The organism is Salmonella sp. SA15303, assembly GCF_029962125.1.
Taxonomy (GTDB): Bacteria; Pseudomonadota; Gammaproteobacteria; order Enterobacterales; family Enterobacteriaceae; genus Salmonella; species Salmonella enterica.
In genome coordinates this window covers 1,011,555-1,037,782 of sequence record NZ_CP123924.1, presented here as the reverse complement: position 1 = coordinate 1,037,782, position 26,228 = coordinate 1,011,555, and the positions used below count along the sequence as shown (strand labels likewise).

Genomic DNA, 26,228 nt, shown 5'->3' with positions numbered 1-26,228 from the left:
CTTATACCTATAATTCATTTACCGTTTTCGCACCGTTTTGCGGTATTTTCCTGGAAAAGCAACATGTCGTATACACCCATGAGCGATCTTGGACAGCAAGGCTTGTTCGATATCACTCGTACCTTATTGCAGCAGCCCGATTTGGCGTCGCTCAGTGAAGCGCTTTCGCAACTGGTAAAGCGTTCAGCGCTCGCCGACAGCGCCGGCATTGTGCTATGGCAGGCGCAGTCGCAACGCGCACAATATTATGCGACGCGAGAAAATGGCCGTCCTGTTGAATATGAAGATGAAACCGTACTGGCGCACGGCCCGGTACGTCGCATCCTTTCTCGCCCCGATGCATTGCACTGTAATTTCCATGAGTTTACCGAAACCTGGCCGCAGCTTGCCGCGAGCGGCCTCTACCCTGAATTTGGTCATTACTGTCTGCTTCCTTTAGCCGCGGAGGGCCGTATTTTCGGCGGCTGCGAATTCATCCGTCAGGAAGATCGCCCCTGGAGTGAAAAGGAATATGACCGTCTGCATACGTTTACCCAAATTGTCGGCGTGGTCGCCGAGCAAATTCAAAACCGGGTAAACAATAACGTCGATTATGATCTGTTGTGCCGCGAACGCGATAACTTCCGTATTCTGGTTGCGATTACCAACGCCGTCCTGTCGCGTCTGGATATTGATGAACTGGTAAGCGAAGTCGCAAAAGAGATTCACCACTATTTCAATATCGACGCGATCAGCATCGTGTTGCGCAGCCATCGCAAAAATAAGCTGAATATCTACTCCACCCACTACCTTGATGAGCATCATCCGGCGCACGAACAGAGCGAAGTCGACGAAGCCGGCACGCTCACGGAGCGCGTCTTTAAAAGTAAAGAGATGCTGCTTATCAACCTCAACGAACGCGATCCGCTTGCCCCCTACGAACGCATGCTGTTCGATACCTGGGGCAATCAGATCCAGACGCTTTGCCTGCTGCCGTTGATGTCCGGCAAGACGATGCTTGGCGTGCTCAAACTGGCCCAGTGCGAAGAAAAAGTGTTTACCACCGCCAACCTCAAGCTGCTGCGTCAGATTGCCGAACGGGTAGCCATTGCCGTGGATAATGCGCTGGCCTATCAGGAAATCCACCGACTGAAGGAACGCCTGGTCGACGAAAACCTGGCGCTCACGGAACAGCTTAATAACGTCGACAGCGAGTTTGGCGAGATCATCGGACGCAGCGAAGCGATGTACAACGTGCTAAAGCAGGTTGAGATGGTGGCGCAGAGCGACAGTACCGTGCTGATTCTGGGCGAAACGGGAACCGGTAAAGAGTTGATTGCCCGCGCCATTCACAACCTGAGCGGACGTAGCGGGCGCAGGATGGTAAAGATGAACTGCGCCGCGATGCCGGCGGGGCTGCTGGAAAGCGATCTGTTTGGTCATGAGCGCGGCGCGTTTACCGGCGCCAGCGCGCAGCGGATTGGCCGTTTCGAGCTGGCGGATAAAAGCTCGCTGTTTCTGGATGAAGTGGGCGACATGCCGCTGGAGCTACAGCCTAAGCTGCTGCGCGTCCTTCAGGAGCAAGAGTTTGAACGTCTCGGCAGCAATAAACTGATCCAGACCGACGTGCGGCTGATCGCCGCGACTAACCGCGATCTGAAAAAAATGGTCGCCGATCGCGAATTCCGTAACGATCTCTACTATCGGCTGAATGTTTTTCCGATCCAGCTTCCTCCGTTGCGCGAACGTCCGGAAGATATTCCACTACTGGTCAAAGCGTTCACTTTCAAAATCGCCCGCCGAATGGGGCGTAATATCGACAGCATTCCCGCCGAAACGCTGCGCACGCTTAGCAGCATGGAATGGCCGGGGAACGTTCGCGAGCTGGAGAATGTCGTCGAGCGCGCCGTGCTGCTGACGCGCGGCAATGTGCTACAACTGTCGCTGCCGGATATTACCGCCGTAACGCCCGATACCTCGCCTGTTGCGACTGAAAGCGCCAAAGAAGGCGAAGATGAATATCAGCTTATTATACGCGTGCTGAAAGAGACCAATGGCGTAGTGGCTGGACCAAAAGGCGCGGCGCAGCGTCTGGGGCTTAAACGAACCACCCTGCTGTCGCGTATGAAGCGATTGGGTATTGATAAAGACGCGTTAGCGTAACGGGTTGCCGGATCTGATCCGGCCTGGAGATGATGCGCGCCGTAGGCCTGGCGCTTCCCCTTCACTTCTTGCGCTGATATTTTTCCGGCAATTCCGGAACGGGGCGCTTATCGTCGATAAGGTGCCGCACGGTCAGGACAGGATGCCGCCAAAGCATTCGCGGACCTGCCCAACGCATAATCTGCTTCATCTCCTCGCGTTTAGCCGGCTGATAGCAGTGCACCGGGCACTGCTTACAGGCGGGTTTTTCCTCGCCAAATACGCATTTATCAAGACGTTTTTGCGCGTAGGCGAACAGCGCGTCGTAATGCCCCTGCACCGTTGACGCCTGTGGGCACTGGCTTTCATACAGCGCGATCATTTTTTTGATCGTCAGTTTTTCACGAGCGATACGTTTACCAGGCATCGTGCTCTCTCCGAACATTAAGGTGTATTTATTTTACACCTTATCCCTCTTTAGCACTATCACTGCATATTGTCGCCATTTCGCAAATAAGAATTATTTTCATTTATCCATACCTTGTGCTATATAACATAGCAAAGGCTATATTCGATGATTAATTAACCACATTGTTGCGAGGGATACTATGACGAATCTACATCGTCTGAAAACACTCCTGATTGCCGGTATTGTCGCGATACTCGCGCTATCGCCAGCCTATGCAAAAGAGAAATTTAAAGTTATCACCACGTTTACCGTTATTGCCGACATGGCGAAAAACGTGGCGGGCGACGCAGCGGAAGTCAGCTCGATTACCAAACCCGGCGCTGAAATCCATGAGTATCAGCCAACGCCCGGCGATATTAAACGAGCGCAGGGGGCACAGCTTATCCTCGCGAATGGTCTGAACCTGGAGCGATGGTTCGCCCGCTTTTATCAGCACCTTTCCGGCGTGCCGGAAGTCGTCGTCTCCACCGGCGTCAAACCGATGGGCATTACCGAAGGCCCGTATAACGGTAAACCGAACCCGCACGCCTGGATGTCGGCAGAAAACGCGCTGATTTATGTCGATAACATTCGCGACGCCCTGGTGAAGTACGATCCGGATAATGCGCAGATCTATAAGCAAAATGCCGAACGCTATAAAGCGAAAATTCGCCAGATGGCCGATCCGTTGCGTGCCGAACTGGAAAAAATTCCCGCCGATCAGCGCTGGTTGGTCACCAGTGAAGGCGCGTTCTCTTACCTGGCGCGCGATAACGACATGAAAGAGCTTTATCTCTGGCCAATTAACGCCGATCAACAGGGGACGCCAAAACAGGTGCGTAAAGTGATTGATACCATTAAAAAGCACCATATTCCCGCCATCTTTAGCGAGAGTACGGTTTCCGATAAACCGGCCCGTCAGGTCGCGCGTGAATCCGGCGCGCATTATGGCGGCGTGCTGTATGTCGATTCTCTGAGCGCCGCTGACGGCCCTGTGCCAACCTATCTGGATCTGCTGCGCGTCACGACCGAAACCATCGTCAACGGCATTAACGACGGACTGAGGAGTCAACAATGAGTCAATCTGCGATTACCGTTGATCAAGTCACGGTGACGTATCGCAACGGTCATACCGCCCTACGGGACGCCACTTTTCAGGTGCCTGGCGGTTCAATCGCCGCGCTGGTAGGCGTAAATGGTTCCGGTAAGTCTACGTTATTTAAAGCGTTAATGGGCTTTGTGCATCTTGCGCAGGGCGATATCACTATCCTGCAACAGTCAGTCAACAAGGCACTGAAAAAAAACCTCATTGCTTATGTTCCGCAATCGGAAGAAGTGGACTGGTCATTTCCGGTGCTGGTAGAAGATGTGGTGATGATGGGACGCTACGGCCATATGGGCTGGCTACGCCGTCCCACTGCGCATGATCACGCCTGTGTTGACGCCGCGCTGGCGCGGGTGGATATGCAGGAGTATCGTCACAGGCAGATTGGCGAGCTGTCCGGCGGGCAGAAAAAACGTGTGTTTCTTGCCAGGGCCATCGCTCAGGATGGACAGGTGATCCTGCTGGATGAACCTTTTACCGGCGTGGATGTAAAAACCGAAGCGCGAATCATCGATCTACTGCGGGAACTGCGCGATGAAGGCCGCACGATGCTGGTCTCAACGCATAATCTCGGCTCCGTCACCGAGTTTTGCGACTATACGGTAATGATTAAAGGAACCGTACTGGCCAGCGGCCCTACCGAAACCACGTTTACCGCCGCGAATCTGGAACAGGCGTTTAGCGGCGTTCTACGTCATATCGCGTTAAGCGGAGGTGAAGAGCACATCATCACCGATGACGAGCGCCCCTTTATTTCCCGGCGCGTGGCCAGCGGAGGAAAATCGTCATGAACTGGCTTGTTGAGCCGTTTGGCTACCAGTATATGCTCAACGCGATGTGGGTCTCCGCGATGGTGGGCGGTCTGTGCGCGTTTCTCTCCTGCTATTTGATGCTCAAAGGCTGGTCGCTCATTGGCGATGCGCTATCTCACTCTATTGTGCCTGGCGTCGCTGGCGCCTGGATGTTAGGGCTGCCCTTCTCGCTCGGCGCGTTTCTTTCCGGCGGACTGGCGGCAGGCAGTATGCTCTTTCTTAACCAACGCTCACGCCTGAAAGAAGACGCGATTATCGGGCTTATCTTCTCCTCTTTTTTTGGCGTCGGCCTTTTTATGGTGTCGCTCAATCCGATGTCGGTGAATATCCAGACGATTATTCTCGGCAACGTGCTGGCGATCGCACCAGCGGATATTGCGCAACTGGCGATTATCGGCGCAGTCTCGCTGACGATTCTGCTGTTAAAGTGGAAAGATCTGATGGTCGTCTTTTTCGATGAAACCCATGCGCGTTCTATCGGGCTTAATCCGGGTCGACTAAAGCTGTTGTTTTTCACTCTATTGTCCGTCTCTACCGTGGCGGCCCTGCAAACCGTTGGGGCGTTCCTGGTGATCTGTCTCGTCGTCACGCCGGGCGCGACGGCCTGGTTACTCACCGACCGTTTTCCACGTCTGCTCATGATTGCCGTCGTGATTGGCAGCCTGACCAGTTTTCTGGGCGCATGGCTTAGCTACTGGCTGGATGGCGCCACGGGTGGAATTATTGTCGTCATGCAAACCTTACTGTTCATCACAGCCTTTATTTTCGCCCCGAAACACGGTCTGTTAGCCAACCGTCGACGCGCCCGCCTGCAGAAGGAGCCGACATGTTCTTAACAACGTTACTGGAACCCTTTCAGTTTGATTTTATGGTGAACGCCCTTATGGTTTCGGTCATTGTGGCGATTCCCTGCGCCTTACTGTCCGTGTTTTTAGTGTTAAAAGGCTGGGCGTTAATGGGCGATGCAATGAGTCATGCGGTATTCCCCGGGGTCGTGCTGGCATATATTGTGGGGATCCCCCTGGCGATTGGCGCTTTCATTGCCGGATTATTTTGCGCTATCGCCACCGGCTATCTGGACGATAACAGCCGCATCAAACGTGATACGGTGATGGGCATCGTCTTTTCCGGGATGTTTGGCGCAGGTCTGGTGCTCTATGTTTCTATTCAATCGGAAGTGCATCTGGATCACATCCTGTTTGGGGATATGCTGGGCGTATCGCTGGGGGATATCGTACAAACGTCAGTTATTGCACTGGGTATTGCGTTAATCATAGGGCTGAAATGGAAAGATCTCCTGCTACACGCTTTTGACCCGCACCAGGCGAAAGCCAGCGGGCTGAATACCACACTACTGCATTATGGCCTGCTATGTATGATTGCGCTGACTATCGTCGCCACGCTGAAATCGGTGGGCATTATTCTGTCAATCTCACTGCTTATCGCCCCCGGCGCAATTGCCATTTTGCTGACGCGACGCTTTGCGCGCGCGCTGGGATTAGCGGTGAGTCTGTCAGTTATTACCGCTTTTGCGGGCGTTTATCTGTCTTTTTATCTTGATAGCGCGCCAGCGCCGACCATCGTGGTATTATTTGCCATCGTGTTTATTGCGGCATTTATTTACGCAACATGGCGCGACAGGCGTAATGAAATCGTACCAGAGGCGCAAGGTTAACACTTTTTTGCCTGCTATTCAGGAAACATACGGTCATAATATAGAGTAGTCTTATGGCGCTGGAAGGATTTCCTCTGGCAGGCAACCTTATAATTTCATTACGGTTTAAGTAAAGACTTATATTCAGCTATCCTTTTTTTATGAGCGGATAGGTGATGCTGCCAACTTACTGATTTAGTGTATGATGGTGTTTTTGAGGTGCTCCAGTGGCTTCTGTTTCTATCAGCTGTCCCTCCTGTTCAGCTACTGACGGGGTGGTGCGTAACGGCAAAAGCACCGCCGGACATCAGCGCTATCTCTGCTCTCACTGCCGTAAAACATGGCAACTGCAGTTCACTTACACCGCTTCTCAACCCGGTACGCACCAGAAAATCATTGATATGGCCATGAATGGCGTTGGATGCCGGGCAACCGCCCGCATTATGGGCGTTGGCCTCAACACGATTTTCCGCCATTTAAAAAACTCAGGCCGCAGTCGGTAACCTCGCGCATACAGCCGGGCAGTGACGTCATCGTCTGCGCGGAAATGGACGAACAGTGGGGATACGTCGGGGCTAAATCGCGCCAGCGCTGGCTGTTTTACGCGTATGACAGGCTCCGGAAGACGGTTGTTGCGCACGTATTCGGTGAACGCACTATGGCGACGCTGGGGCGTCTTATGAGCCTGCTGTCACCCTTTGACGTGGTGATATGGATGACGGATGGCTGGCCGCTGTATGAATCCCGCCTGAAGGGAAAGCTGCACGTAATCAGCAAGCGATATACGCAGCGAATTGAGCGGCATAACCTGAATCTGAGGCAGCACCTGGCACGGCTGGGACGGAAGTCGCTGTCGTTCTCAAAATCGGTGGAGCTGCATGACAAAGTCATCGGGCATTATCTGAACATAAAACACTATCAATAAGTTGGAGTCATTACCGAGCGGATATAGAGAGTTTTTTATCGTTTAGCATAACGGCATTGTTATCGAATCGCTCATAAAGCGTTTCATTCTTTTTGTTTACTATACTGCTTCCCGCCGCCGGATTGGCCTCCACATATTCATTTAATCGTTGTGCGCCTTGAGTATGTTTGTAAAAACTCACCGGCAGATAGCGGTCTGCTTTATCGGACGGGAGAAAAGGTTCTTCACCACACAGACGTTCACAAATATTATCTTCATGAATTTTTACTAAGTTCATAAATTCAAGCTGAAGTTTTTTGGCGAGCGCCAGGCTAAAAATACCGCATTCAGAAGAGCTTCGTTGAATGTCCAGCTCGACCATAGCAAAATAACAATCAGGCAGTTGTTCACGTTCAAGAGCTGCTTTGGTCCTCAACGCCAGTAAAGCAGGTCCAAAAGCGCTACACGCTGCTGGTTCGAACAAAATCACCGATGTCTTTCCGTCCATAACTCTAAAATCGACGACTGAAATATGGATACCTGAACTTCCCATATTTACGAGAAATCGGGCAGATTCAACGCCTTCCATTCTGGTCTCCTTTATAGAGGAAACAAGCTCATGGACTGACATAACAAATTTAAGATTTAACTCTGGATACTTCTTATTGGCCTGTGCAACAAGAAAAGGCATCATTTCGAGATCGGTTTCCTCGTAACTGATATGAATCCAGCTGCCATCTATAATTTCACTTTCCAGACGCTCAACAATACAGGTCAATGCTTCGGTGTTTAGCTCCCCGCTGACGTCAGGCTGAGGCGATAAACTCGCCCCCATATTACGAGTCGTAGGACTTAGCATACTTTTCCCTCCACATGATAGCTCCTGCACCGAAAATATCATCTTTAACTTTTCAGATTCAATATATTGCCTGCAAAAATATGCCTCAATGATTGAGCCAGGCTACCAACCACCTCCGGATGATTATATATAAGAATTACTACTCAAAAAATCTTTTTTATAATAAAAGCTCAACACATGGTCATAAATGATAAAAAATATTTTAATTCATTCCTACCGCAATCGGTAACGCGCAATTATCGTCAGGTACAGCAGGGTTATGTGCAAAAGCAGTGCGCTGTAAATGCGCGTCTAGTTTCAGTCCCCGGAACAGCGATAGCGGTGAAGAGTCCATCCCCAAACGATACATAACCTTCTTACGATAAATACTGACGGTTTTTGTTCCCAGACCAAATTTTTTCGCCAGTTCAATTGCCGGATGTCCGGAGGATAATAATATCAGCAGCGCATATTTCGCCTGCGTGACACCGGGAGGTAGATTCCACCAGGCGTATTGATTGATATTAAACAATACCTCTTCCGGCGTCTCGCCGGCATTAAAAGCATACGTAGCAGCCACGGTTTTCTTTTGTGGCCTGTGGCAGAAACGCAGCCAGGCTTCCGGAAGACGGAGCTTCTCTCGCTCCGAGCGGATAGCGCAGGATAGTTCGTCTTTTAAAACATAATCCATAACGCCAAAATATTGCAGCACACAGCGATCGATATAATACAAGCGATCTGCCACTACCAAAACTTTACGGTTCTGCAACCGCGTCAGCAACGCATGAAAAAGATAAACATGCTCATGCGGGTTCAAAGCTAAAATCAGCCCGGCGTCCGGCATATCGGATAGGGAATGCAAAAGTGCAGTTAATGAGTTACACGTTTTAACGCACTTTTCCGGATATTTTTGCTTAAAAATAGACTGTAGGGCATAACAATTAGTCCAGTTAATACCGTATATAATTACATTTCTCATTTATTTATCCTTTTTTGAAAACTGACCACAGCTTCGGTAATGATTTTTCTTCCTGGGCGACTACTGCGCAAGTAGATAACGCCTTCTTACTACAAAGGTAATAAGACCAGATACGTTATTACATGCGCAATGTCGTTACCGAAATGAATTCCTTTTACAAATCTGATAATGATTAAATTTGCTGTTTTACTTTACTGTAATCTCTTAGAGTACAACGATTGCCCGGCGCCTGGTGGCCATGTATGTCTGACAATGAACGCTTTCGATTCCCTTTCATTAACTACATATCACTGGTGTAGCGATACTGAAATATACACTACGATTAAAAAAATATTTGGTATCTGTAACGCAAACAGATAGTAACGTTTAAAATAATTTCACAAATCAATGGTTCATTGTACGCATAAAGCTAAGCGGTGTAATCTTAAAATGCCGTTTAAAAATAGCGATAAAATAAGAAGGCGTATCATAGCCACACATCGTCGCGACTTGTGAAATATTTCCAGCCCCCATACGTAATAATTTTATAGCCTGATTCATACGAGCATCCAGGTATATTTTACTAAAACTCACCTCTTCAGCGGCCAGTTTTCGCTTCAGACTTGATACGCTCATAAACAGCTTTCCTGCCACCTCAGCCTGTGACCATTTGCGGGTGAGATCGCTGATAATAATGTTATAAACTTTCTCTTTTGTCGTAATTTTTATTGCTCGCTCAAGGAAATCAAACCCACCGGGCTTACGTACAAATGCCGATATAAGATACATCAATGAGAAATATGAATAATCATGATCATCAATACTCACATTACTACAAACCCGTGGACATGCCACACCATGCAAAATAGAGTCAAAAGTATCACTCATCCCTGGCAACAAGTCCGCATGAAAAAAATACTTTGGTTTCGTTTTTAATGATAGCTCTCGATCATTATAGTTTCTTGTACTGTAAAAAACTTTGTAGAATTTTTGCATTAAGTCATAGGAAACTTCCAGTGAAGAAAAATCAATATGCCCTTCTATTTCGCTCATACTAAGCGTGATTGTTTGATCTTTTTCCAATAAAAATAAACACGGCGCAGATCGTTCGATGAACTCCCCAAATTCGTTTTCAATTCGCAAACTGCCTTTATTAAGTTTAAACAATAAGCAGTTTGCGACATAATAGTCTCTTACGTCAGCTAATCCATTTATTAATGGAAATTTGTTCGGCTGTTGAAGGTGATTATTGCTAATGGCCTCAACTGATTTATTCATTGAAGGCAATACCATATTTTATCCTGTGTGCTATAAGGAACTCAAAATCGTTATATTCTTATAAACAAATAATTAAAACTCACAGAGATGATTTAAATCCGATTTTTTTATTATTATAGCCAATAATTACATTCCAACGCGCGTTCATTTCGTCACAAAAAGATACCCTTACAAACTTTATACACAATTTTGTAATGAAAGCTTACAATATTAATATAATCATTTCAGAATAAAACGACTGGCAGACATCTTAATAATCCATATACATCAATAAGATAGACACACTGGCATGGTGCATTTTCTGCATTATTTGCTGATATATACACCATACCTTATCACAAATCGCCAGCAATGGGGGTTCACCAGTCAATTGCCTCTTTGTTTTCCCCGCCCGATAAAATAATCTCCTGCATCCAGGAGGTCATTTGTGACTGTGCGTTCATTGAACCAACTAATACCCCGTTTAAAGCCTCATATAAATGGGTGCCCGGTTCAACTTTTGCTAACATGTTTTGTAGCATAGCCGTTTGCTGCTCAAAAGAAACAAAAGCCGAATCACCACTGTTAGGATCTTTGAAGGCATTCATCTCTTGATAAATGCTATCTTTAAGCGTTTCAGAAGAGGCTGACTCAGGAAGCGCCAAAAGTCGTTGGTAGAATGCATCATAAAGATCAACGTCGCCGCCATTGCTTAAAGGCGCGCTATCCATATTATTCAGCATAGCGGCCCTGGCACTCAACGAAACCACACCCGTCGCTTCAGTATCTGCTGTCGGGACCAAATAAGAAGTCGGAATCGTACCCGGTATCACCTTATAACCTCCGCTTGCGTTTTTGTCTTCCATTCATCAATAAGTGCGTTAATGGCGTTATCAGAAATTGTCCGGCAGTCTTGTGGAAGTTCATCAAGATGATGCTTAATGACGCCTACTGCCGTTTCAACAAATTGTTCAGGTGAAAATTCTGCGATCTGATCGCCGCAACTCATGATAAAGCGCTGTTCCTGGTGATATTTAAGATTAAAAGTGCCTGGCCAGTTCTCCATAAGCAACACCATCAGTTTTTGGTGATCTTTTTTCGCATTAACTGGCAGTGTTAAAAAAAGTTGCCCCTCAGGCTTATCGAAATCCCTTAGCCACTCATCCAGGACGGTTAAAAGCGTTTCGGGATGGTCGACCGCAGCTGAAAATAACTCGCGGGCATAAATCTGTATTTTTTCCATCCACTTCCAGGCCATTGTCTGATTATCAGTAAGATAAGCGGCGACCTGCTGTAACGCGTCTATCATTCCCTGCTCGTAACCTTCCTGATAGGCGTACATCCGCAAGGTCTTTGCCTCTTCTTCCGCCTCTCGCAAAATACGCTTAGCCCGTTGATGCGCCTGCTGTTCTAATCTTTCAATAGAGAAATAACGTTCCAGCGTTTTACGCTTTATCAGTATCCCCTCAACAGGCGAAAGCGGGGACGGTATTGGGATATTTTTGAGCATATTGTAAGGCCAGTAGCAAAATTGACATTTCTACAGCATCCTGCTTCAATGCCTCCTCAATAAATGGAGGAAAAAGCAAAGGAAAACGCTGTGCTAAAGATTCAGGTAAAAATTCATTTAGGGCATTTAACTGTGCATACCCGACGCTAAGTAAAAACCGGTGATTCGGCGCCTTATTGCAGACAGATAAACTTGTTCCCTGATGCATTGCCAAAAATGCTTGCGCCCAATCCGGCAGGCCAAGCAAGGCTCCCTGCCTTGCCAGATCGGCTCTCAGTTTATGGCAACCGAGTAAATACGCTACTTGCGGCAGTCGGCGCCACTGACGCAGCCACAGCTGCGTCAGTGAGTTTTGAATACACTCCTTTTCTCCGTTCTTAAGCCGCCATGCCGCCAGTATTAACTCATTTGCCGCCGCCCTGGCGGCGGGTCTGACAATCATTTCCGGCGCTATCTGCAACCGCTGAGGATGGATATACGATAACGGATCAAAAATGATTCTTTGCCAGATAATGGGTAATGGCTGCCTATTCATTTGACGATTTCGCCTTATCATCAGCCGTTATGCCTTTCTTATTGCGGGCATAATGGTTTTTGTAATACCAGACGCCAAAGCCTGCTGACATCACGGATAACAAAATAATCAAAACAATCCAACTGGTTGCAAAAGAATTACGTTTTACTGGTGTGCCGGGAGCCTGTAATTGGGCATCAGAACGTTCTGACAACACAACAGAAATGTTGTCATAATCCACATCGGCAAAACTATTCTTTAAGAAACGCTTGATATCGCTGATCTGATGCGCAAGCGGCGAACCTCGTTCATATACGGCTAATGCCGACAGATGAACAGGTTTTGGCGGGCGGCCATTTTCACCAGCATCAATATCATAACTAATATGGACCCTGGCGGAGAGCACGCCCTCCATCGTCTGTAATGACTGTTCCAGTCGCTGTTCAATAGCCGAATATAACCTGGCCTTTTCAGCTCGCGGAGACGATACCAGCGAATCCGCCGGGAACATCTGCGCTATTTCCACCCGTGGCCGGGGAGGAAGCTGATAAGTTTTAATCCAGTACACCGCAGCGGTAAAATCAGGCTCAGCAACGGTAATGCTATAGCCCAATTTTCCGCTATCAATTTTATTCGCCTCTATATTGTGCATTTGCAGAACGGCAATGACCTCATTAGCCTGTTCCTGGTCCAGTCCTTTTAAAAGATCCTTATCCTTACAGCCGGCAAGGGTCATTACCAGCAGAAAAGTATATAGATATCGACGAATCATGAGCGTAATAGCGTTTCAACAGCCCCGACTCCTTTACGAGTAAGGGTACTGACCATAGAAACATACAGGTTATAATCTGAAATCATCTCTTGCGAAATAGCCAGCTCTTTAGGATCCGTCACCAGATTAGGGTCCTCAATCCTGTTGGTAATCGTCTGTTTATCCACAGCCGTGGCAATCGCCGAACCAGAAAAAGCCTGGAGTAGCCGGTCATCCAGCGAGACAATGTCCGTTTCCATAGACCTGATATTGACCGCCTGCCCTATAACGGCATTCTCAGGGACAATAGTTGCAATCGACATAATCCACCTTATAACTGATTAACGGAAGTTCTGAATAATGGCAGCATCAATATCCTTAAAGACTTTTACCGTGTTCGATTGCGCGTTACGGTACAAGTTATATTCCGAGAGCTTACTCTGATACGCCGCCAGTAGCGCCGGATCGGAGGGTTTTGCTGCTAATTTATCCAGCGCCTCTGTTACCTGCGTTTGTAGATTATCAACGCCCGTATCAAATTTTGCTGAGACGTCATCCAGATAGCCTGACCAAGGTGTTGCCATAATGACTTCCTTATTTACGTTAAATTAAAGTGGGCTTGGGAAATACCAATGGCCTGGGCTCATTTTGATATAACCTTCCGCCCCGTACTGAAATGAGCGCCCCTTGAGCCAGTCATCTTTTAATTCGATCGCAAACTGCACATAGCGTCCTCCCCATGTGCGGTAATAGCTATCGACAAATTGACGGGCTCTGAGTATTTCTACATCATCGAGCGCCCCCTGAATAACAAACGTTACGCCCCCCTTATGATTCCTGCGGGAATAAGGTAACGCCTGCTGTTTTAGCCCCGCTTCCGCCTGGCCTGCTGCGGTAACATCGTCCATCAACGTGATGTTAACCGAATCCGCGTAAGGCATTAGCGCTCTCAGCTTTTGACTTAACACCTCGAGCTCTTTCTTGCTCATCGTGTTTCGCTGGCGGCTTAGCCAGAAAACGGGTTTACGCGGCTCATCGAAATGAATCCGATAATAAGCCAGCTGCGGATAATAGGTATCCAGCCAGATAGAGATACGCTTATTTTCTTCGTTTTCGTTAATCACTCGCGCATTTTTATCATAATCGCCCCTCGCTAAAACCTGACGAGCCCACAACGTATCTCTTTCATTTTGCGCAGCGACATAGAGCATTTTGTCCCGGCCTGGCAACACCTGAAAACGCTCCTTCTCCTGCCCCAATAACGAATCGAGCTCTGCGGCCTGCCGCTGCGGCGAGTTAAGTATCCATAACGTCCCCACAGTCCCAATTCCCAATATAAAAAACCCGGCCAGTGCTGCTACAATTCCGTTTTTAAAACGCGGCTCGTTCTTTTTTGCAGACGTTTCTAACTTCTCAGGCTGCTCGGGCACCCACGGCTCGCTTTCCGGGCGAATCAGGATAAGCAATTCACCGACCTGTATTGGCGTATTTAATTGCACCGAACGAGATTCAGAATTTCCTTCTTTCAGCTCATGGAGTATAATTTCGGTCGCATCCGTATCCACCTGGATTTCAAAATTTACTCCGCCATGGTCCAGCGGGATAAAAAAGCTATCGGCAGGTATATCAGGGAGTTGACCTGAAGCAGTGAGCGCATCACTCTGACCTACCACAAAGAGTGTTCGGCCTGTCAGCAATGGAAACTCACAGCCGTTCAGTGAGCTGTTAAGTAATCGAACTATGTATGGCCCTGGGCTTGTTATCGTCTTCTCTTTTGATGTTTCCATATATACTGTTAGCGATGTCTGTCGTTCTCGATAGCAGCAGATTACCGCACAGGACACAGGGATTCCTGATGAAAATAGAATGAAAAGTGAGAAATAAAATCAATTTATTCTGTATAATGCGTCTCAACACATATTAAAAGAACCATCATCCCCATTGGGGCTTAAACTACTGTAGATAAATTACCCAAATTTGGGTTCTTTTGGTGTAACAATCAGACCATTGCCAACACACGCTAATAAAGAGCATTTACAACTCAGATTTTTTCAGTAGGATACCAGTAAGGAACATTAAAATAACATCAACAAAGGGATAATATGGAAAATGTAACCTTTGTAAGTAATAGTCATCAGCGTCCTGCCGCAGATAACTTACAGAAATTAAAATCACTTTTGACAAATACCCGGCAGCAAATTAAAAGTCAGACTCAGCAGGTTACCATCAAAAATCTTTATGTAAGCAGTTTCACTTTAGTTTGCTTTCGGAGCGGTAAACTGACGATTAGCAATAATCACGATACGATTTACTGTGACGAACCTGGGATGTTGGTGCTCAAAAAAGAGCAGGTAGTTAACGTGACGCTTGAAGAGGTCAATGGCCACATGGATTTCGATATACTCGAGATACCGACGCAACGACTTGGCGCTCTCTATGCACTTATCCCAAACGAGCAGCAAACCAAAATGGCGGTACCCACAGAGAAAGCGCAGAAGATCTTCTATACGCCTGACTTTCCTGCCAGAAGAGAGGTATTTGAACATCTGAAAACGGCGTTCTCCTGTACGAAGGATACAAGCAAAGGTTGCAGTAACTGTAACAACAAAAGTTGTATTGAAAATGAAGAGTTAATTCCTTATTTTCTGCTGTTCCTGCTTACTGCTTTTCTCCGACTCCCGGAGAGTTATGAGATCATCCTTAGCTCGGCTCAGATAACGTTAAAGGAGCGCGTTTACAACATTATATCTTCGTCACCCAGTAGACAGTGGAAGCTTACGGATGTTGCCGATCATATATTTATGAGTACGTCAACGCTCAAACGGAAACTTGCAGAAGAAGGTACCAGCTTTAGCGACATCTACTTATCGGCAAGAATGAATCAGGCAGCAAAACTTTTACGCATAGGCAACCATAATGTTAATGCTGTAGCATTAAAATGTGGTTATGATAGCACGTCCTACTTCATTCAATGTTTCAAAAAATATTTTAAAACTACGCCATCGACATTCATAAAAATGGCGAACCATTAACATTTTTTGTATCTGTCACTTAAGTAAAGATTTTTATTAAAATTGTAATAATTTAAAATTCAGACTGCGCATTAACACGCTCTATCAGGATGGGAGGCTATTCAATATCATTGTTCTGTCCGGAAGACAGCTTATACTGATATCTATGGTAATTTAAAGTAAGGCTGATTATATAACACGATTTTTGTGAACTTGTCATCGCTATGATGACTGGTAAAACGATATTGCCTTATTCACAGCGTAAGAATTCGTCCAGATGACACTATCTCCTTCCGGCTTTAACCCTGTGGATTAAGGCCGGCATTTTATTCATATTTATACATCATCCGTTCCCTCTGAGAACTATTTGCCTGAACGGTTTATACCGAAACAGTCACGCTTGTTAGCTTTCTGCCAGGCATACCTCCTCTCTTCCTCCTGATATCGATATAATGCCTGGAGCCAGCCTGAGGATGATACTGCTCATAACCCTCCTGCCTTTTTGACGCTATAACTGAAGGGAGTAAAGAAAAGACGATATCATTATTTTGCAAAAAAATATAAAAATAAGCGCACCATTAAAAACAGTCTTTCATTTATATTTTGGAACCTAAGACAAATTACACTCTTAAACTTTCAACGAATGGTCATTTAGTGGAAATCTTCGAGAAAAATGGTTCTGATGGTGTAATTATCAGACCATTAACCATGAAGATATAATAAGCAGCATTTACACCCCAAAAAAATGCAGTAAGATAGCTACAAAACTAATCTCTATTGCAATGAGGCCAAGTTAAATATGTAAATATTTAGATGCCCGGCGCTGACTCTCTCTGCACCAGGATATACGGCAGCGTCCATTCGATAATCACAGTTAGTTATAACAATATTATTACCAACATGTCAGTTATTTAAAGCACAGGCATAAGCTAAATAATCAAATGTTAAAAACATATAAACCCGAGCCCGTAGAATATGACATTAAGCTCATAATAAAAGCTCAACCTGACCGTTAGTACTAACAGCAGAATTACTGAAACAGTAGATTCTATCCTAACGACTTGTATTAGTTATTATAACTTTTCACCCTGTAAGAGAATACACTATTATCATGCCACATTTTAATCCTGTTCCTGTATCGAATAAAAAATTCGTCTTTGATGATTTCATACTCAACATGGACGGCTCCCTGCTACGCTCAGAAAAGAAAGTCAATATTCCGCCAAAAGAATATGCCGTTCTGGTCATCCTGCTCGAAGCCGCCGGCGAGATTGTGAGTAAAAACACCTTACTGGACCAGGTATGGGGCGACGCGGAAGTTAACGAAGAATCTCTTACCCGCTGTATTTATGCCTTACGACGTATTCTGTCGGAAGATAAAGAGCATCGTTACATTGAAACACTGTACGGACAGGGCTATCGGTTTAATCGTCCGGTCGTAGTGGTGTCTCCGCCAGCGCCGCAACCTACGACTCATACATTGGCGATACTTCCTTTTCAGATGCAGGATCAGGTTCAATCCGAGAGTCTGCATTACTCTATCGTGAAGGGATTATCGCAGTATGCGCCCTTTGGCCTGAGCGTGCTGCCGGTGACCATTACGAAGAACTGCCGCAGTGTTAAGGATATTCTTGAGCTCATGGATCAATTACGCCCCGATTATTATATCTCCGGGCAGATGATACCCGATGGTAATGATAATATTGTACAGATTGAGATAGTTCGGGTTAAAGGTTATCACCTGCTGCACCAGGAAAGCATTAAGTTGATAGAACACCAACCCGCTTCTCTCTTGCAAAACAAAATTGCGAATCTTTTGCTCAGATGTATTCCCGGACTTCGCTGGGACACAAAGCAGATTAGCGAGCTAAATTCGATTGACAGTACTATGGTTTACTTACGCGGTAAGCATGAGTTAAATCAATACACCCCCTATAGCTTACAGCAAGCGCTTAAATTGCTGACTCAATGCGTTAACATGTCGCCAAACAGCATTGCGCCTTACTGTGCGCTGGCAGAATGCTACCTCAGCATGGCGCAAATGGGGATTTTTGATAAACAAAACGCTATGATCAAAGCTAAAGAACATGCGATTAAGGCGACAGAGCTGGACCACAATAATCCACAAGCTTTAGGATTACTGGGGCTAATTAATACGATTCACTCAGAATACATCGTCGGGAGTTTGCTATTCAAACAAGCTAACTTACTTTCGCCCATTTCTGCAGATATTAAATATTATTATGGCTGGAATCTTTTCATGGCTGGTCAGTTGGAGGAGGCCTTACAAACGATTAACGAGTGTTTAAAATTGGACCCAACGCGCGCAGCCGCAGGGATCACTAAGCTGTGGATTACCTATTATCATACCGGTATTGATGATGCTATACGTTTAGGCGATGAATTACGCTCACAACACCTGCAGGATAATCCAATATTATTAAGTATGCAGGTTATGTTTCTTTCGCTTAAAGGTAAACATGAACTGGCACGAAAATTAACTAAAGAAATATCCACGCAGGAAATAACAGGACTTATTGCTGTTAATCTTCTTTACGCTGAATATTGTCAGAATAGTGAGCGTGCCTTACCGACGATAAGAGAATTTCTGGAAAGTGAACAGCGTATAGATAATAATCCGGGATTATTACCGTTAGTGCTGGTTGCCCACGGCGAAGCTATTGCCGAGAAAATGTGGAATAAATTTAAAAACGAAGACAATATTTGGTTCAAAAGATGGAAACAGGATCCCCGCTTGATTAAATTACGGTAAAATCTGAGAGAGGAGATATGCATTATTTTTTTATCATCGTAATCTGGTTGCTTAGCATAAATACGGCATGGGCTGATTGCTGGCTTCAGGCTGAAAAAATGTTCAATATTGAATCCGAACTACTTTACGCTATCGCCCAGCAGGAATCGGCGATGAAACCTGGCGCCATTGGTCATAACCGAGATGGTTCAACCGATCTTGGCCTGATGCAAATTAACAGCTTCCATATGAAAAGGCTGAAAAAAATGGGGATTAGTGAAAAACAGTTGTTACAGGACCCCTGCATTTCTGTCATTGTGGGCGCCTCCATTTTATCAGATATGATGAAAATCTACGGTTATAGCTGGGAGGCCGTTGGCGCTTATAATGCCGGGACGTCGCCGAAACGATCGGATATAAGGAAACGTTATGCTAAAAAAATTTGGGAGAATTACAGAAAATTAAAAGGAATGTCAGCAGAAGAGAAAAACAAAAGACTTTCTATCGCGGCAAACAAATAATTATACAGAAATAGCTTACTTTCAGATAGTTCTAAAAGTAAGCTATGTTTTTATCAGCTTGCCGTCGTCATAAGCAACTGGGCTTGCATTGCTTTTAGTTGTACAAACTGTGAGGCGTCTTCCAGCATTCTATTGTTCCGTGAATCCCGGAAATCTGCACGTACCTGCTCCAGATTACTATGAGGATTATCCTTAAGTACAAGGGCCGCCGCCATCGTTCCGGTTCTTCCCACTCCGCCCAGACAATGAATCATCGGTAAATGCTTATCTGATGAACTACGCCCCGGCGCGCCATTTTGGTTACTATTTTTCACCCTATCCGCCAGGTATTCTAACTGATCCGTAGACGGTAACGGCTGGTGATCTGGCCAATTTTTCACATGCAATACCGGGATTGTATACCGCTTTTCCCCGCAGGACAGTTGCATATTGTATTGGTCTATCGCTTCTCCCTGACTGGCTGAGCTCACTTTTTGGCTGTTGGTATGCACCTCGCCAAAGGTGTAGCTCCCTCTGAAATAGGGTGGTAATTGTTTTGCCTGCATCTGATCTTCCGACGTTAACACCACCAGGCACGAGCATTCTTTTTCAAGAAGCATTTTCATATGCGCTTCCAGCGCATCCGGCGTATTTTTTGGGTACGAACCGGCTAATGCCACAGGCTTACCGTCAAAAGTTAACGTATTCACTGGCACAGGCATTCCATCGCTCAGTTTCACCTGGGTTTGCTGATTAATTGGAATGCTGCTGACCGCAAATCGTGCCAGGCCCAGTGTCGGTCCGCTCATCGTCTGTGGCATTGGCGCGCCGGCTTCTATTTTCTCAAGTTCAGCTGTAACATTTTTCAGTTCTTTAGCAATAACGTGAATTTTTTTTACAGCCTGGGTTAATTCATGAGTAGAGGCTTTATCAACCCACCTCTCAACCTCTCCTCCACAGGTTCCCCATTGTGAGAACCGGGCTACACCGACCTGAATATTTGTTAACGTTGTAACATAATCATTAAGTTGTTTAGCCTCTGGAATTTTATTTAAATTCTGTAAATTCGTCATTAATGAACGCAGCGGGCCGTTACCTGAAGCCATCTCCTGGAAGTTTTCTCGCAGGCTATTTCCATCCATTTGTTCCAGTTGCGGTAATGTTCTTTTAAGTCCCTTTAGCGCGATATCGAGTAAAGGTTGCTTACTTTCTGCTCCAACATCGTTATTTTTTTCTGCCACTTTTGTATCGCCGCCTTTTATGACTAAAGCGGCATTCCTGACACCAACATTATCCTTGCTCTTAATAAGGTTTATAAACCCTTCGTCAGCAGCTTTTACACACTCCGTGATCTGCACTGCTAAACGTTGGGTAAGGGGTTTGTTCATATTTATACGGGACATTAACAGTGCGTCATTAACCGCTGTTTCCCCATATTTTTCCGTTAGTGCATGGAGAAATGTCTGTAAAATCTTTTGGTCCTGTACTCTGATATTTTCCGTATGTTTTTGCACCACTTCAGTGTTTTTAAATAACGGCATTTTTCCAAGCCAGGTTAATACTTTTGACGAAAATTTTTCAGGCGCAACATATGCCTTATCAGTATTTTCCTTAGCAATATAAAGTCGGGCATCATTCGACACACCAACTTTTGAAAACGAAGACAACGTTAAATTATTCAATTTTCTCTCCTCATACTTTAGCATATTCCTGCAGTATGTTTTTGAGCGCTTCCTGCTGATTCACAAATGACTCAAGCTGCGATATAATATGGTAAGTATTTGTCAGATCGGTAATTGCATGTATAAGCAACAACGTCTCTGCGGCATCAATATACGCTAACGTACCTTCATTATTCGCAGCCAGTTCACCATTAATCACCATAATCTGCCGCCAGATAGAATCGCCACAAACAGGCGATAACGGTATAATCATACCGTTCAATAACCAGATATCATCTTTAGCTTCAATAGACGTAAAAATATCGCTATCGAGTAATAATAAGCACTGATTGTTGTCGTCAAAAGTGAGCGGTAAACCCAATTTCTCACCAATATTAGCGATAATATCCTGGTGTGCTTGCAATTTACTTTCCTCTTGAATTATATCTTTTATAAGATTGCTTCTTCAAATTTAATCTGGTTACACAATGTCTTGATACTTTTTCGCGCCCATCGCCGGGCGCAATATTTCTCTCCTTTAATCCAGTAGAATAGCCATTCACTACGCATCGGAACACATATCAGCAGCTCCTTCGGATCATTTTCAACATGACGTAACTTGCCTTTAATAACAAAACGCGAACTGTCAGCAATATCATCATATATTGCAGCCATACCTGAACCGGGTACTACATGTGTGATGATTTTCATAACAATTAATCTTATTCAATTGTTGTCAAGCGAGAGAAAAATACTACACCCTGGACTCAAGACTTTTTTTAACAACACGGCATATATCCGCAAAGGTCATCATATCAGGAAGATCGTTTTCATTGCAACTAATGTCAAACTCCTCACTAAGACCAAATACAATATCAATTAAATCCAATGAGTCAGCGTAAAGATCCTCAACCAGATGGGTCTGACCATTGATACTATCAACATCAACGGCAATACAAGAGGTGATCACTTTTTTGACTCTTGCTTCAATATCCATATTCATCGCATCTTTCCCGGTTAATTAACGCTGCATGTGCAAGCCATCAACGGTAGTAATAACCCGATCCACGCCAGGTTTATTCAGGTATGACTCGTAAGCCGGGCCAGCTCGCCAGCTACCGTCTCCGATAAGGCCGTCCAGCACATTACTTAACACATAGTCAGTTTCCCCTTTTAGCCTGGTCAGCCCCGCCTCTCTGGCAAACTGCAGTGCAATCTCAGCCAGTTTTTCTTTTTGTGGATGATGAGTAATGACCTCTTTGAGAGTCTCCATTTTCGCTTTCAATTCTGGGTGCTTGTCAATATCGCTACATTGCGCTTTCAACGCTGCACTCTTTATCGTGTCATTGGGTAATATTTCCGCACGCAAGCCGTCAAACGCTCTGCGTACAGGGAACGGTGTGGAGGTATCTGGCTCCAGGGCTTTACGTATCACACCCAAAAACGTCTCACGGGCGTCGAAATGCATTGAATGCATATTCGTAACGCTCGGTACTGTTGAGAGGAAACTATTTTGCTTAAACTTCAAACCAGAAAATGGGCCAGTCTTATCTGTCTGACTATTATCATTATCGGTCGTACCGGCTTTATTACCTGTAATTACCGTCGTGTCTGATTGTAAGGTATCGGTTTTAACATTCTCGACGCCAGCCAGTTGACTGGCAAGCGGCTTCACATTCACAATCTCTGCCGTCTGGCTTTGCTGTTTATTATCATCAACGCCGTGCACCGTGGCCTGTACCGGCTTGCCGATAATGCTCTTGCTGGTTACGCCATCGACTTCATCAAAAGAGGTTGTTTCACCCGTAGTGCCCTTTTCTGACGTGACCACCTTTCCATCTTTACTTTCGGATGAAGCGTTGGTCACAGCCTCTGCCGTCGCATGAGCCGTGACGTCAATTTTACCCGCGATGCCATGGTCAATTGCCCCTGTGCTGGCGCTGTGTGCCGTCTCCGTTTGATGCGTAGTCGAATCCACACGCGAATGACTATGACTTACGTTGCTGCTGTTAGTCGAATGGTGTGACTCGCCATTGCGTTGGCTGTTATCAATAAATGTTCGGCTATTATCAATCGTCTTCCGGCTATTATCATGGTTGCTATTATCGATATGGCGCTGGCTATTATCGACATGGCTTCGGCTATTGTTAATATGCTTACTGTTATCCACGCTATGGTTACTGCTATCAATATTAATATTGATATTAATACCCGTAGGTTCTGCTTTTTTCCCACCATCAGGTACTGGTCCAGCCGCAGGCTCCGGAATTTTAGGGTCAGGCAGTTTATCTGCAGGAATTTGTGCAAAAACATTACGTAGCAGCAGGGGTATCAACGTTTGCATTTCAAGGTGCCGGGCTTCCCGTCCTACGCTGGTACCCTGCTCTTGCGTTAATTTTTGGTGGCACATATCAAGCGCCTCAACAGCCTTCGCCGCCGCTTTGTCAACAAGGTGCGTAAGATTGCTGCGGGTTAACGGATCTAACGTACAGCCAAAGTTATGTTCAATGCAGCTGGCAATATAGGGCATCACCTCCTGCATAACAAGATTCGTCGATAATTTACTTAATTCACCGCCAGTGTTATTTTTGATAATATCTAACAGCTGCTTTTCCAGGTTTTCCAGCTTCGCTTCCGCTTTCTTTGTTTCTGGCAGCCATGGCCCAAAAGCTGACTTTTCTTTCAGGCCATCTTTTATGATTTGCGCGGTATACTCTGCCCCCACCTTCATCAGTAGCGTCTTCGCCTCAGGAGAATCACTGGTGGCGTTGAGCGCTGAACGAAAGAGCCCGGCAAACTCCATTATCGCTTTCTTACCGGCGACATTATTTGAATTGGTAAAAACTTCTTTTAACGCCTCAGCGTCTTTCCCGCATTTAAACAATGCATCCAGACTCGCCTGTTTGATCAGCGCGGGAAAATCTTCCAGTTGCGGGCCTTTAATTTCCCCTGACAGCGTCGCTGTGGCACTTTCTCTGACTGCGGAAAGATTCGCCGCAAGATTCGTGGCCTGCGTTTTGATCTCGGTCTGCATACCTGGCATTATGACGGGGGGCTGAGTCCTTACACTTGTAACCATTATTAATATCCTCTTCTGTTATCCTTGCAGGAAGCTTTTGGCGGTTTCCAGGCTGCTACTTATCGTACTGCTCAGCACTTTTACCAGGTTGTCGTACAATGAATTGGCATTGCTATATTTTTGCGTCAGCGTCTGTAATGTGGTTTTCATATTTTCTTCCTGCGCTTTAAAACCCGACTGCCAGGCTTGATATTTGGCGTTATCCATTTCGAGTTTTGAGTCTTTTCCCGGCGCGCCTAAACCATCAATATCCTGAACCATTTTTTGTAATGGCGTCAGATCAACGGTGACGACATAACCGGATCCATAAGATTTCAGGCAGCTATTCGGTAAATTCAATTCACTGAGCCACTGTCTCGCTTCCGCTTCAGTGGCTACTTTAACGCCGCTGCCTGACTGCGCTGGAAATAAAACGGTATTACTGTTTATTTGATTATATTTATTGACTAAACTGTTTAAATCATTTTTGAGTGAGGTAACATCTAGCTTAACGGTATTACCGTCCTTACCTGGTAATAACCAGCCTCCCATTTTGGAAAGAATATCACTGAAGGCCTGATAAAAATCGGTATAGACTGCGACAACGTTTTCATAAACGCCCAGATAGCTGTCACCTATCGCCGATATATTTTGGGAAACCATATCCCAAATCTCAGCATCAGAAATGGTTGTTCTCGGCTGCGCCATAGGCGAAGCGCTAAATAAGGCCGACGTCGGCGCAGAAAACGCGCTCCGCAGGTTCTCATTTTGTTCTGCGGATAATGACACGCCGGACTTCGCCAGCGCATTCAGGCTGCTGGTCAACTGCTGGCGCGCCAGCGTGCGCTCGTCATTATTCTCTTCAGAGATCGGTGGCGTTGACTGCAGCGTCTGCTGTGCCTGGTGGATTTTAGTAGCCGCCTGCGATAATGAAATGATATCTGTACCGCGATGTTCTGTGGTAGACGGTACCACGGCAGTCTCGACGTGCTCGCTCGCCGAGGGAGTCTGCGGCCGTTCGGCAACGATCCCCGGATGAGGAGAAGCGGAATAATTTTGAATATTAAGCATAATATCCCCAGTTCGCCATCAGGAGCGCGATTAAATCACACCCATGATGGCGTATAGATGACCTTTCAGATTAAGCGCGAATATTGCCTGCGATAGCAGCGAGTGCGGATGCTTTCGACTGGTTAATGCTCTCCATTGTTTTCAGCATTTCCTGAATCAGGCTGGTCGATTTACGTGAACTTTCACGGGCTTCGTCCGATGCGGTGCTGGCAACCCGGTTATTCACCTGGCTAATTTGCTGCTCGGAACGTTCCTGAGTAGCGGCGTACTGCCCGGACGCCCCTGCAATACCACCGACCGTGACCGAGTTCTTCATAATCAGATCGCCCGTCATCTGCATCTTGCGCGCATCGATTCGGGTCATATCCATGGTATTCTGCTCAAGACGAATATCGGATTCGACAGACTCAAGACGTTTCGACAGAATAGCCTGATGTTCAGGGGAGATTTGTTTATTACTGTCTTTAATACCCAGACTTTCCGTGGCGCTGGTTCCGGCATTAGATTTAAGCGTCGCATCATTAAGATTTTTCGTCGCATCGGTACCGGTTTTCTTCATATTTAACGATTTCAGAGAATCGACGCCTTCAGCACCGAGTTTGACGCTATTCTGCCCGTTCAGCACGTTTTTAATACTGTGGCTTTCAGTGGTCAGTTTATCGATCTTCGCGGCATTATGTTTAAGCGCGCCTCTTTCATTCTGCAGCCCCTTATATTCCAGTTTGGCGCCCACGCCAGTGATCCCCAACTGAAGCGCGCTCTGGGAAATACTACCGGACAACGCATTCATCCCTTCGCGCATCATGGAGCTTGCCGTCGTTTTAGCTGCATCAAAACTGACTAATGACAACTTACCAGACAGTTTGCTATCAGCCTGGTTCAACGTCAGCATTAACGTATTCGCGGCAGCCAACAGCGCAACGGCACTGGAAGACATTCCGCTAATATCAAAAAACTTTCCGACTTCTGCCTGCTGCTCGCGTAACTGGGTTTGCACAACCTCATTCGCTTTAGTCGTGACATTATTTGCCAGAGCATTCAAATCCTGATTCATGTCGGTATTTTGAATACTGGCTTTTAAAAAGGACGTGATCGTTCCGGGGGTTTGCGTTAATACCCCTGGCGCAGGCGCGCTCAGTGTAGGACTCAACCCCAGGTCACTGACTTTACTGCTGCTAATACCAATACTATTCAGAATATCTTTAGCGCTAACGGATTGCGAAGCTGTCTGTGAACTATTCTCAACAGAATGATTATTTAAATAAGCGGCGGGATTTATTCCCACATTACTAATTAACATATT

At 46.0% G+C, this 26,228-nt stretch carries 27 protein-coding genes; 9 read left to right on the top strand and 18 right to left on the bottom strand.

Features of this window, described 5'->3' with window-relative positions:
• The first annotated feature begins 63 nt into the window (after positions 1–63).
• On the top strand, positions 64–2,142 hold the full coding sequence (gene flhA / locus QEN31_RS05005) for a formate hydrogenlyase transcriptional activator FlhA (protein WP_000122692.1): 2,079 nt from the start codon (positions 64–66) through the stop codon (positions 2,140–2,142).
• A 61-nt stretch (positions 2,143–2,203) separates the two neighbouring features.
• On the opposite strand, the gene QEN31_RS05000 is transcribed toward flhA, so the two are convergent.
• Positions 2,204–2,548 (bottom strand): nitrous oxide-stimulated promoter family protein, encoded by a 345-nt coding sequence (locus tag QEN31_RS05000; RefSeq protein WP_001117947.1) that lies wholly within the window; start codon positions 2,546–2,548, stop codon positions 2,204–2,206.
• A gap of 181 nt (positions 2,549–2,729) precedes the next feature.
• Here QEN31_RS05000 and sitA point away from each other — a divergent pair, with 181 nt between their 5' ends.
• The 5 genes from sitA to QEN31_RS04975 all read left to right on the top strand — a co-directional run bounded on the left by sitA (position 2,730) and on the right by QEN31_RS04975 (position 7,065).
• The gene (gene sitA, locus QEN31_RS04995) at positions 2,730–3,647 is read left to right on the top strand and encodes an iron/manganese ABC transporter substrate-binding protein SitA (RefSeq protein WP_000182930.1); all 918 of its coding nucleotides are present in this window, start codon (positions 2,730–2,732) and stop codon (positions 3,645–3,647) included.
• Positions 3,644–4,465 (top strand): iron/manganese ABC transporter ATP-binding protein SitB, encoded by an 822-nt coding sequence (gene sitB / locus QEN31_RS04990; RefSeq protein ID WP_000083153.1) that lies wholly within the window; start codon positions 3,644–3,646, stop codon positions 4,463–4,465. Before sitA ends, sitB begins: the two co-directional genes overlap by 4 nt.
• Positions 4,462–5,322 carry an iron/manganese ABC transporter permease subunit SitC gene (gene sitC, locus QEN31_RS04985; RefSeq protein ID WP_001104336.1) on the top strand — a complete coding sequence of 287 codons (861 nt, stop codon included), beginning with the start codon at positions 4,462–4,464 and terminating at the stop codon, positions 5,320–5,322. The genes sitB and sitC overlap by 4 nt, the downstream gene beginning before the upstream one ends.
• A complete protein-coding gene (gene sitD, locus QEN31_RS04980) occupies positions 5,313–6,161 on the top strand; it encodes an iron/manganese ABC transporter permease subunit SitD (RefSeq protein ID WP_000480208.1) in 849 nt (282 codons plus the stop codon). Before sitC ends, sitD begins: the two co-directional genes overlap by 10 nt.
• Before the next feature lie 206 nt (positions 6,162–6,367).
• Positions 6,368–7,065, top strand: a protein-coding gene (locus QEN31_RS04975) for an IS1-like element IS1B family transposase (RefSeq protein WP_095033700.1) whose coding sequence is annotated in 2 segments (ribosomal slippage) — positions 6,368–6,617 and positions 6,617–7,065 — 699 coding nt in all. Because the reading frame shifts where the segments join, the coding sequence is not laid out codon by codon here.
• Positions 7,066–7,075: 10 nt separating this feature from the next.
• Here the strand turns inward: QEN31_RS04975 and avrA are convergent.
• From avrA to prgH, 10 genes are all read right to left on the bottom strand, one after another.
• Positions 7,076–7,945 carry a type III secretion system YopJ family effector AvrA gene (gene avrA, locus QEN31_RS04970; protein WP_327258375.1) on the bottom strand — a complete coding sequence of 290 codons (870 nt, stop codon included), beginning with the start codon at positions 7,943–7,945 and terminating at the stop codon, positions 7,076–7,078.
• Between the two features lie 160 nt (positions 7,946–8,105).
• On the bottom strand, positions 8,106–8,861 hold the full coding sequence (gene sprB, locus QEN31_RS04965; RefSeq protein WP_001246659.1) for a transcriptional regulator SprB: 756 nt from the start codon (positions 8,859–8,861) through the stop codon (positions 8,106–8,108).
• Between the two features lie 384 nt (positions 8,862–9,245).
• Positions 9,246–10,133, bottom strand: coding sequence for an invasion transcriptional regulator HilC (hilC, locus tag QEN31_RS04960; RefSeq protein ID WP_000243999.1), 888 nt, complete (start codon positions 10,131–10,133; stop codon positions 9,246–9,248).
• A 344-nt stretch (positions 10,134–10,477) separates the two neighbouring features.
• Positions 10,478–10,930 (bottom strand): type III secretion system effector protein OrgC, encoded by a 453-nt coding sequence (locus QEN31_RS04955; RefSeq protein WP_000612175.1) that lies wholly within the window; start codon positions 10,928–10,930, stop codon positions 10,478–10,480.
• Positions 10,927–11,607 (bottom strand): type III secretion system linker protein OrgB, encoded by a 681-nt coding sequence (gene orgB / locus QEN31_RS04950; protein ID WP_000916654.1) that lies wholly within the window; start codon positions 11,605–11,607, stop codon positions 10,927–10,929. Before orgB ends, QEN31_RS04955 begins: the two co-directional genes overlap by 4 nt.
• The gene (gene orgA, locus QEN31_RS04945; protein ID WP_001574876.1) at positions 11,564–12,163 is read right to left on the bottom strand and encodes an oxygen-regulated invasion protein OrgA; all 600 of its coding nucleotides are present in this window, start codon (positions 12,161–12,163) and stop codon (positions 11,564–11,566) included. The genes orgB and orgA overlap by 44 nt, the downstream gene beginning before the upstream one ends.
• Positions 12,135–12,893 carry a type III secretion system inner membrane ring lipoprotein PrgK gene (prgK, locus tag QEN31_RS04940; protein WP_000621238.1) on the bottom strand — a complete coding sequence of 253 codons (759 nt, stop codon included), beginning with the start codon at positions 12,891–12,893 and terminating at the stop codon, positions 12,135–12,137. Before prgK ends, orgA begins: the two co-directional genes overlap by 29 nt.
• Positions 12,890–13,195, bottom strand: a complete 306-nt coding sequence (gene prgJ, locus QEN31_RS04935; RefSeq protein WP_000020431.1) for a type III secretion system inner rod protein PrgJ — start codon at positions 13,193–13,195, stop codon at positions 12,890–12,892. Before prgJ ends, prgK begins: the two co-directional genes overlap by 4 nt.
• A gap of 18 nt (positions 13,196–13,213) precedes the next feature.
• Entirely contained in the window at positions 13,214–13,456 is a 243-nt protein-coding gene (prgI, locus tag QEN31_RS04930) for a type III secretion system needle filament protein PrgI (protein WP_000235228.1), read from the bottom strand.
• A 24-nt stretch (positions 13,457–13,480) separates the two neighbouring features.
• Entirely contained in the window at positions 13,481–14,659 is a 1,179-nt protein-coding gene (gene prgH / locus QEN31_RS04925) for a type III secretion system inner membrane ring protein PrgH (protein WP_000450192.1), read from the bottom strand.
• Positions 14,660–14,974: 315 nt separating this feature from the next.
• On the opposite strand from prgH, the gene hilD reads away from it, so the two are divergent.
• From hilD to iagB, 3 genes are all read left to right on the top strand, one after another.
• Positions 14,975–15,904, top strand: a complete 930-nt coding sequence (hilD, locus tag QEN31_RS04920; protein WP_000432699.1) for a transcriptional regulator HilD — start codon at positions 14,975–14,977, stop codon at positions 15,902–15,904.
• Positions 15,905–16,994: 1,090 nt separating this feature from the next.
• Complete coding sequence (gene hilA, locus QEN31_RS04915) at positions 16,995–18,656, top strand: transcriptional regulator HilA (RefSeq protein WP_001120085.1); 1,662 nt, start codon at positions 16,995–16,997, stop codon at positions 18,654–18,656.
• 17 nt (positions 18,657–18,673) lie between these two features.
• Positions 18,674–19,156 carry an SPI-1 type III secretion system invasion protein IagB gene (iagB, locus tag QEN31_RS04910; protein WP_000558928.1) on the top strand — a complete coding sequence of 161 codons (483 nt, stop codon included), beginning with the start codon at positions 18,674–18,676 and terminating at the stop codon, positions 19,154–19,156.
• 53 nt (positions 19,157–19,209) lie between these two features.
• Here iagB and sptP read toward each other — a convergent pair whose 3' ends face one another.
• The 7 genes from sptP to sipC form a co-directional block, all read right to left on the bottom strand.
• Positions 19,210–20,841 carry an SPI-1 type III secretion system effector GTPase-activating protein SptP gene (gene sptP, locus QEN31_RS04905; RefSeq protein WP_000922300.1) on the bottom strand — a complete coding sequence of 544 codons (1,632 nt, stop codon included), beginning with the start codon at positions 20,839–20,841 and terminating at the stop codon, positions 19,210–19,212.
• On the bottom strand, positions 20,828–21,220 hold the full coding sequence (sicP, locus tag QEN31_RS04900; protein ID WP_001147852.1) for a chaperone SicP: 393 nt from the start codon (positions 21,218–21,220) through the stop codon (positions 20,828–20,830). The genes sptP and sicP overlap by 14 nt, the downstream gene beginning before the upstream one ends.
• A gap of 26 nt (positions 21,221–21,246) precedes the next feature.
• A complete protein-coding gene (locus QEN31_RS04895) occupies positions 21,247–21,507 on the bottom strand; it encodes a hypothetical protein (protein ID WP_000692254.1) in 261 nt (86 codons plus the stop codon).
• A gap of 43 nt (positions 21,508–21,550) precedes the next feature.
• Positions 21,551–21,799 (bottom strand): acyl carrier protein, encoded by a 249-nt coding sequence (locus QEN31_RS04890; protein WP_001055577.1) that lies wholly within the window; start codon positions 21,797–21,799, stop codon positions 21,551–21,553.
• An 18-nt stretch (positions 21,800–21,817) separates the two neighbouring features.
• Positions 21,818–23,875 carry an SPI-1 type III secretion system effector SipA gene (sipA, locus tag QEN31_RS04885; protein ID WP_000258811.1) on the bottom strand — a complete coding sequence of 686 codons (2,058 nt, stop codon included), beginning with the start codon at positions 23,873–23,875 and terminating at the stop codon, positions 21,818–21,820.
• 18 nt (positions 23,876–23,893) lie between these two features.
• On the bottom strand, positions 23,894–24,925 hold the full coding sequence (sipD, locus tag QEN31_RS04880; RefSeq protein ID WP_000932246.1) for an SPI-1 type III secretion system needle tip complex protein SipD: 1,032 nt from the start codon (positions 24,923–24,925) through the stop codon (positions 23,894–23,896).
• A 70-nt stretch (positions 24,926–24,995) separates the two neighbouring features.
• Entirely contained in the window at positions 24,996–26,225 is a 1,230-nt protein-coding gene (gene sipC, locus QEN31_RS04875) for an SPI-1 type III secretion system needle tip complex protein SipC (protein ID WP_000909019.1), read from the bottom strand.
• Between the last annotated feature and the right edge of the window lie 3 nt (positions 26,226–26,228).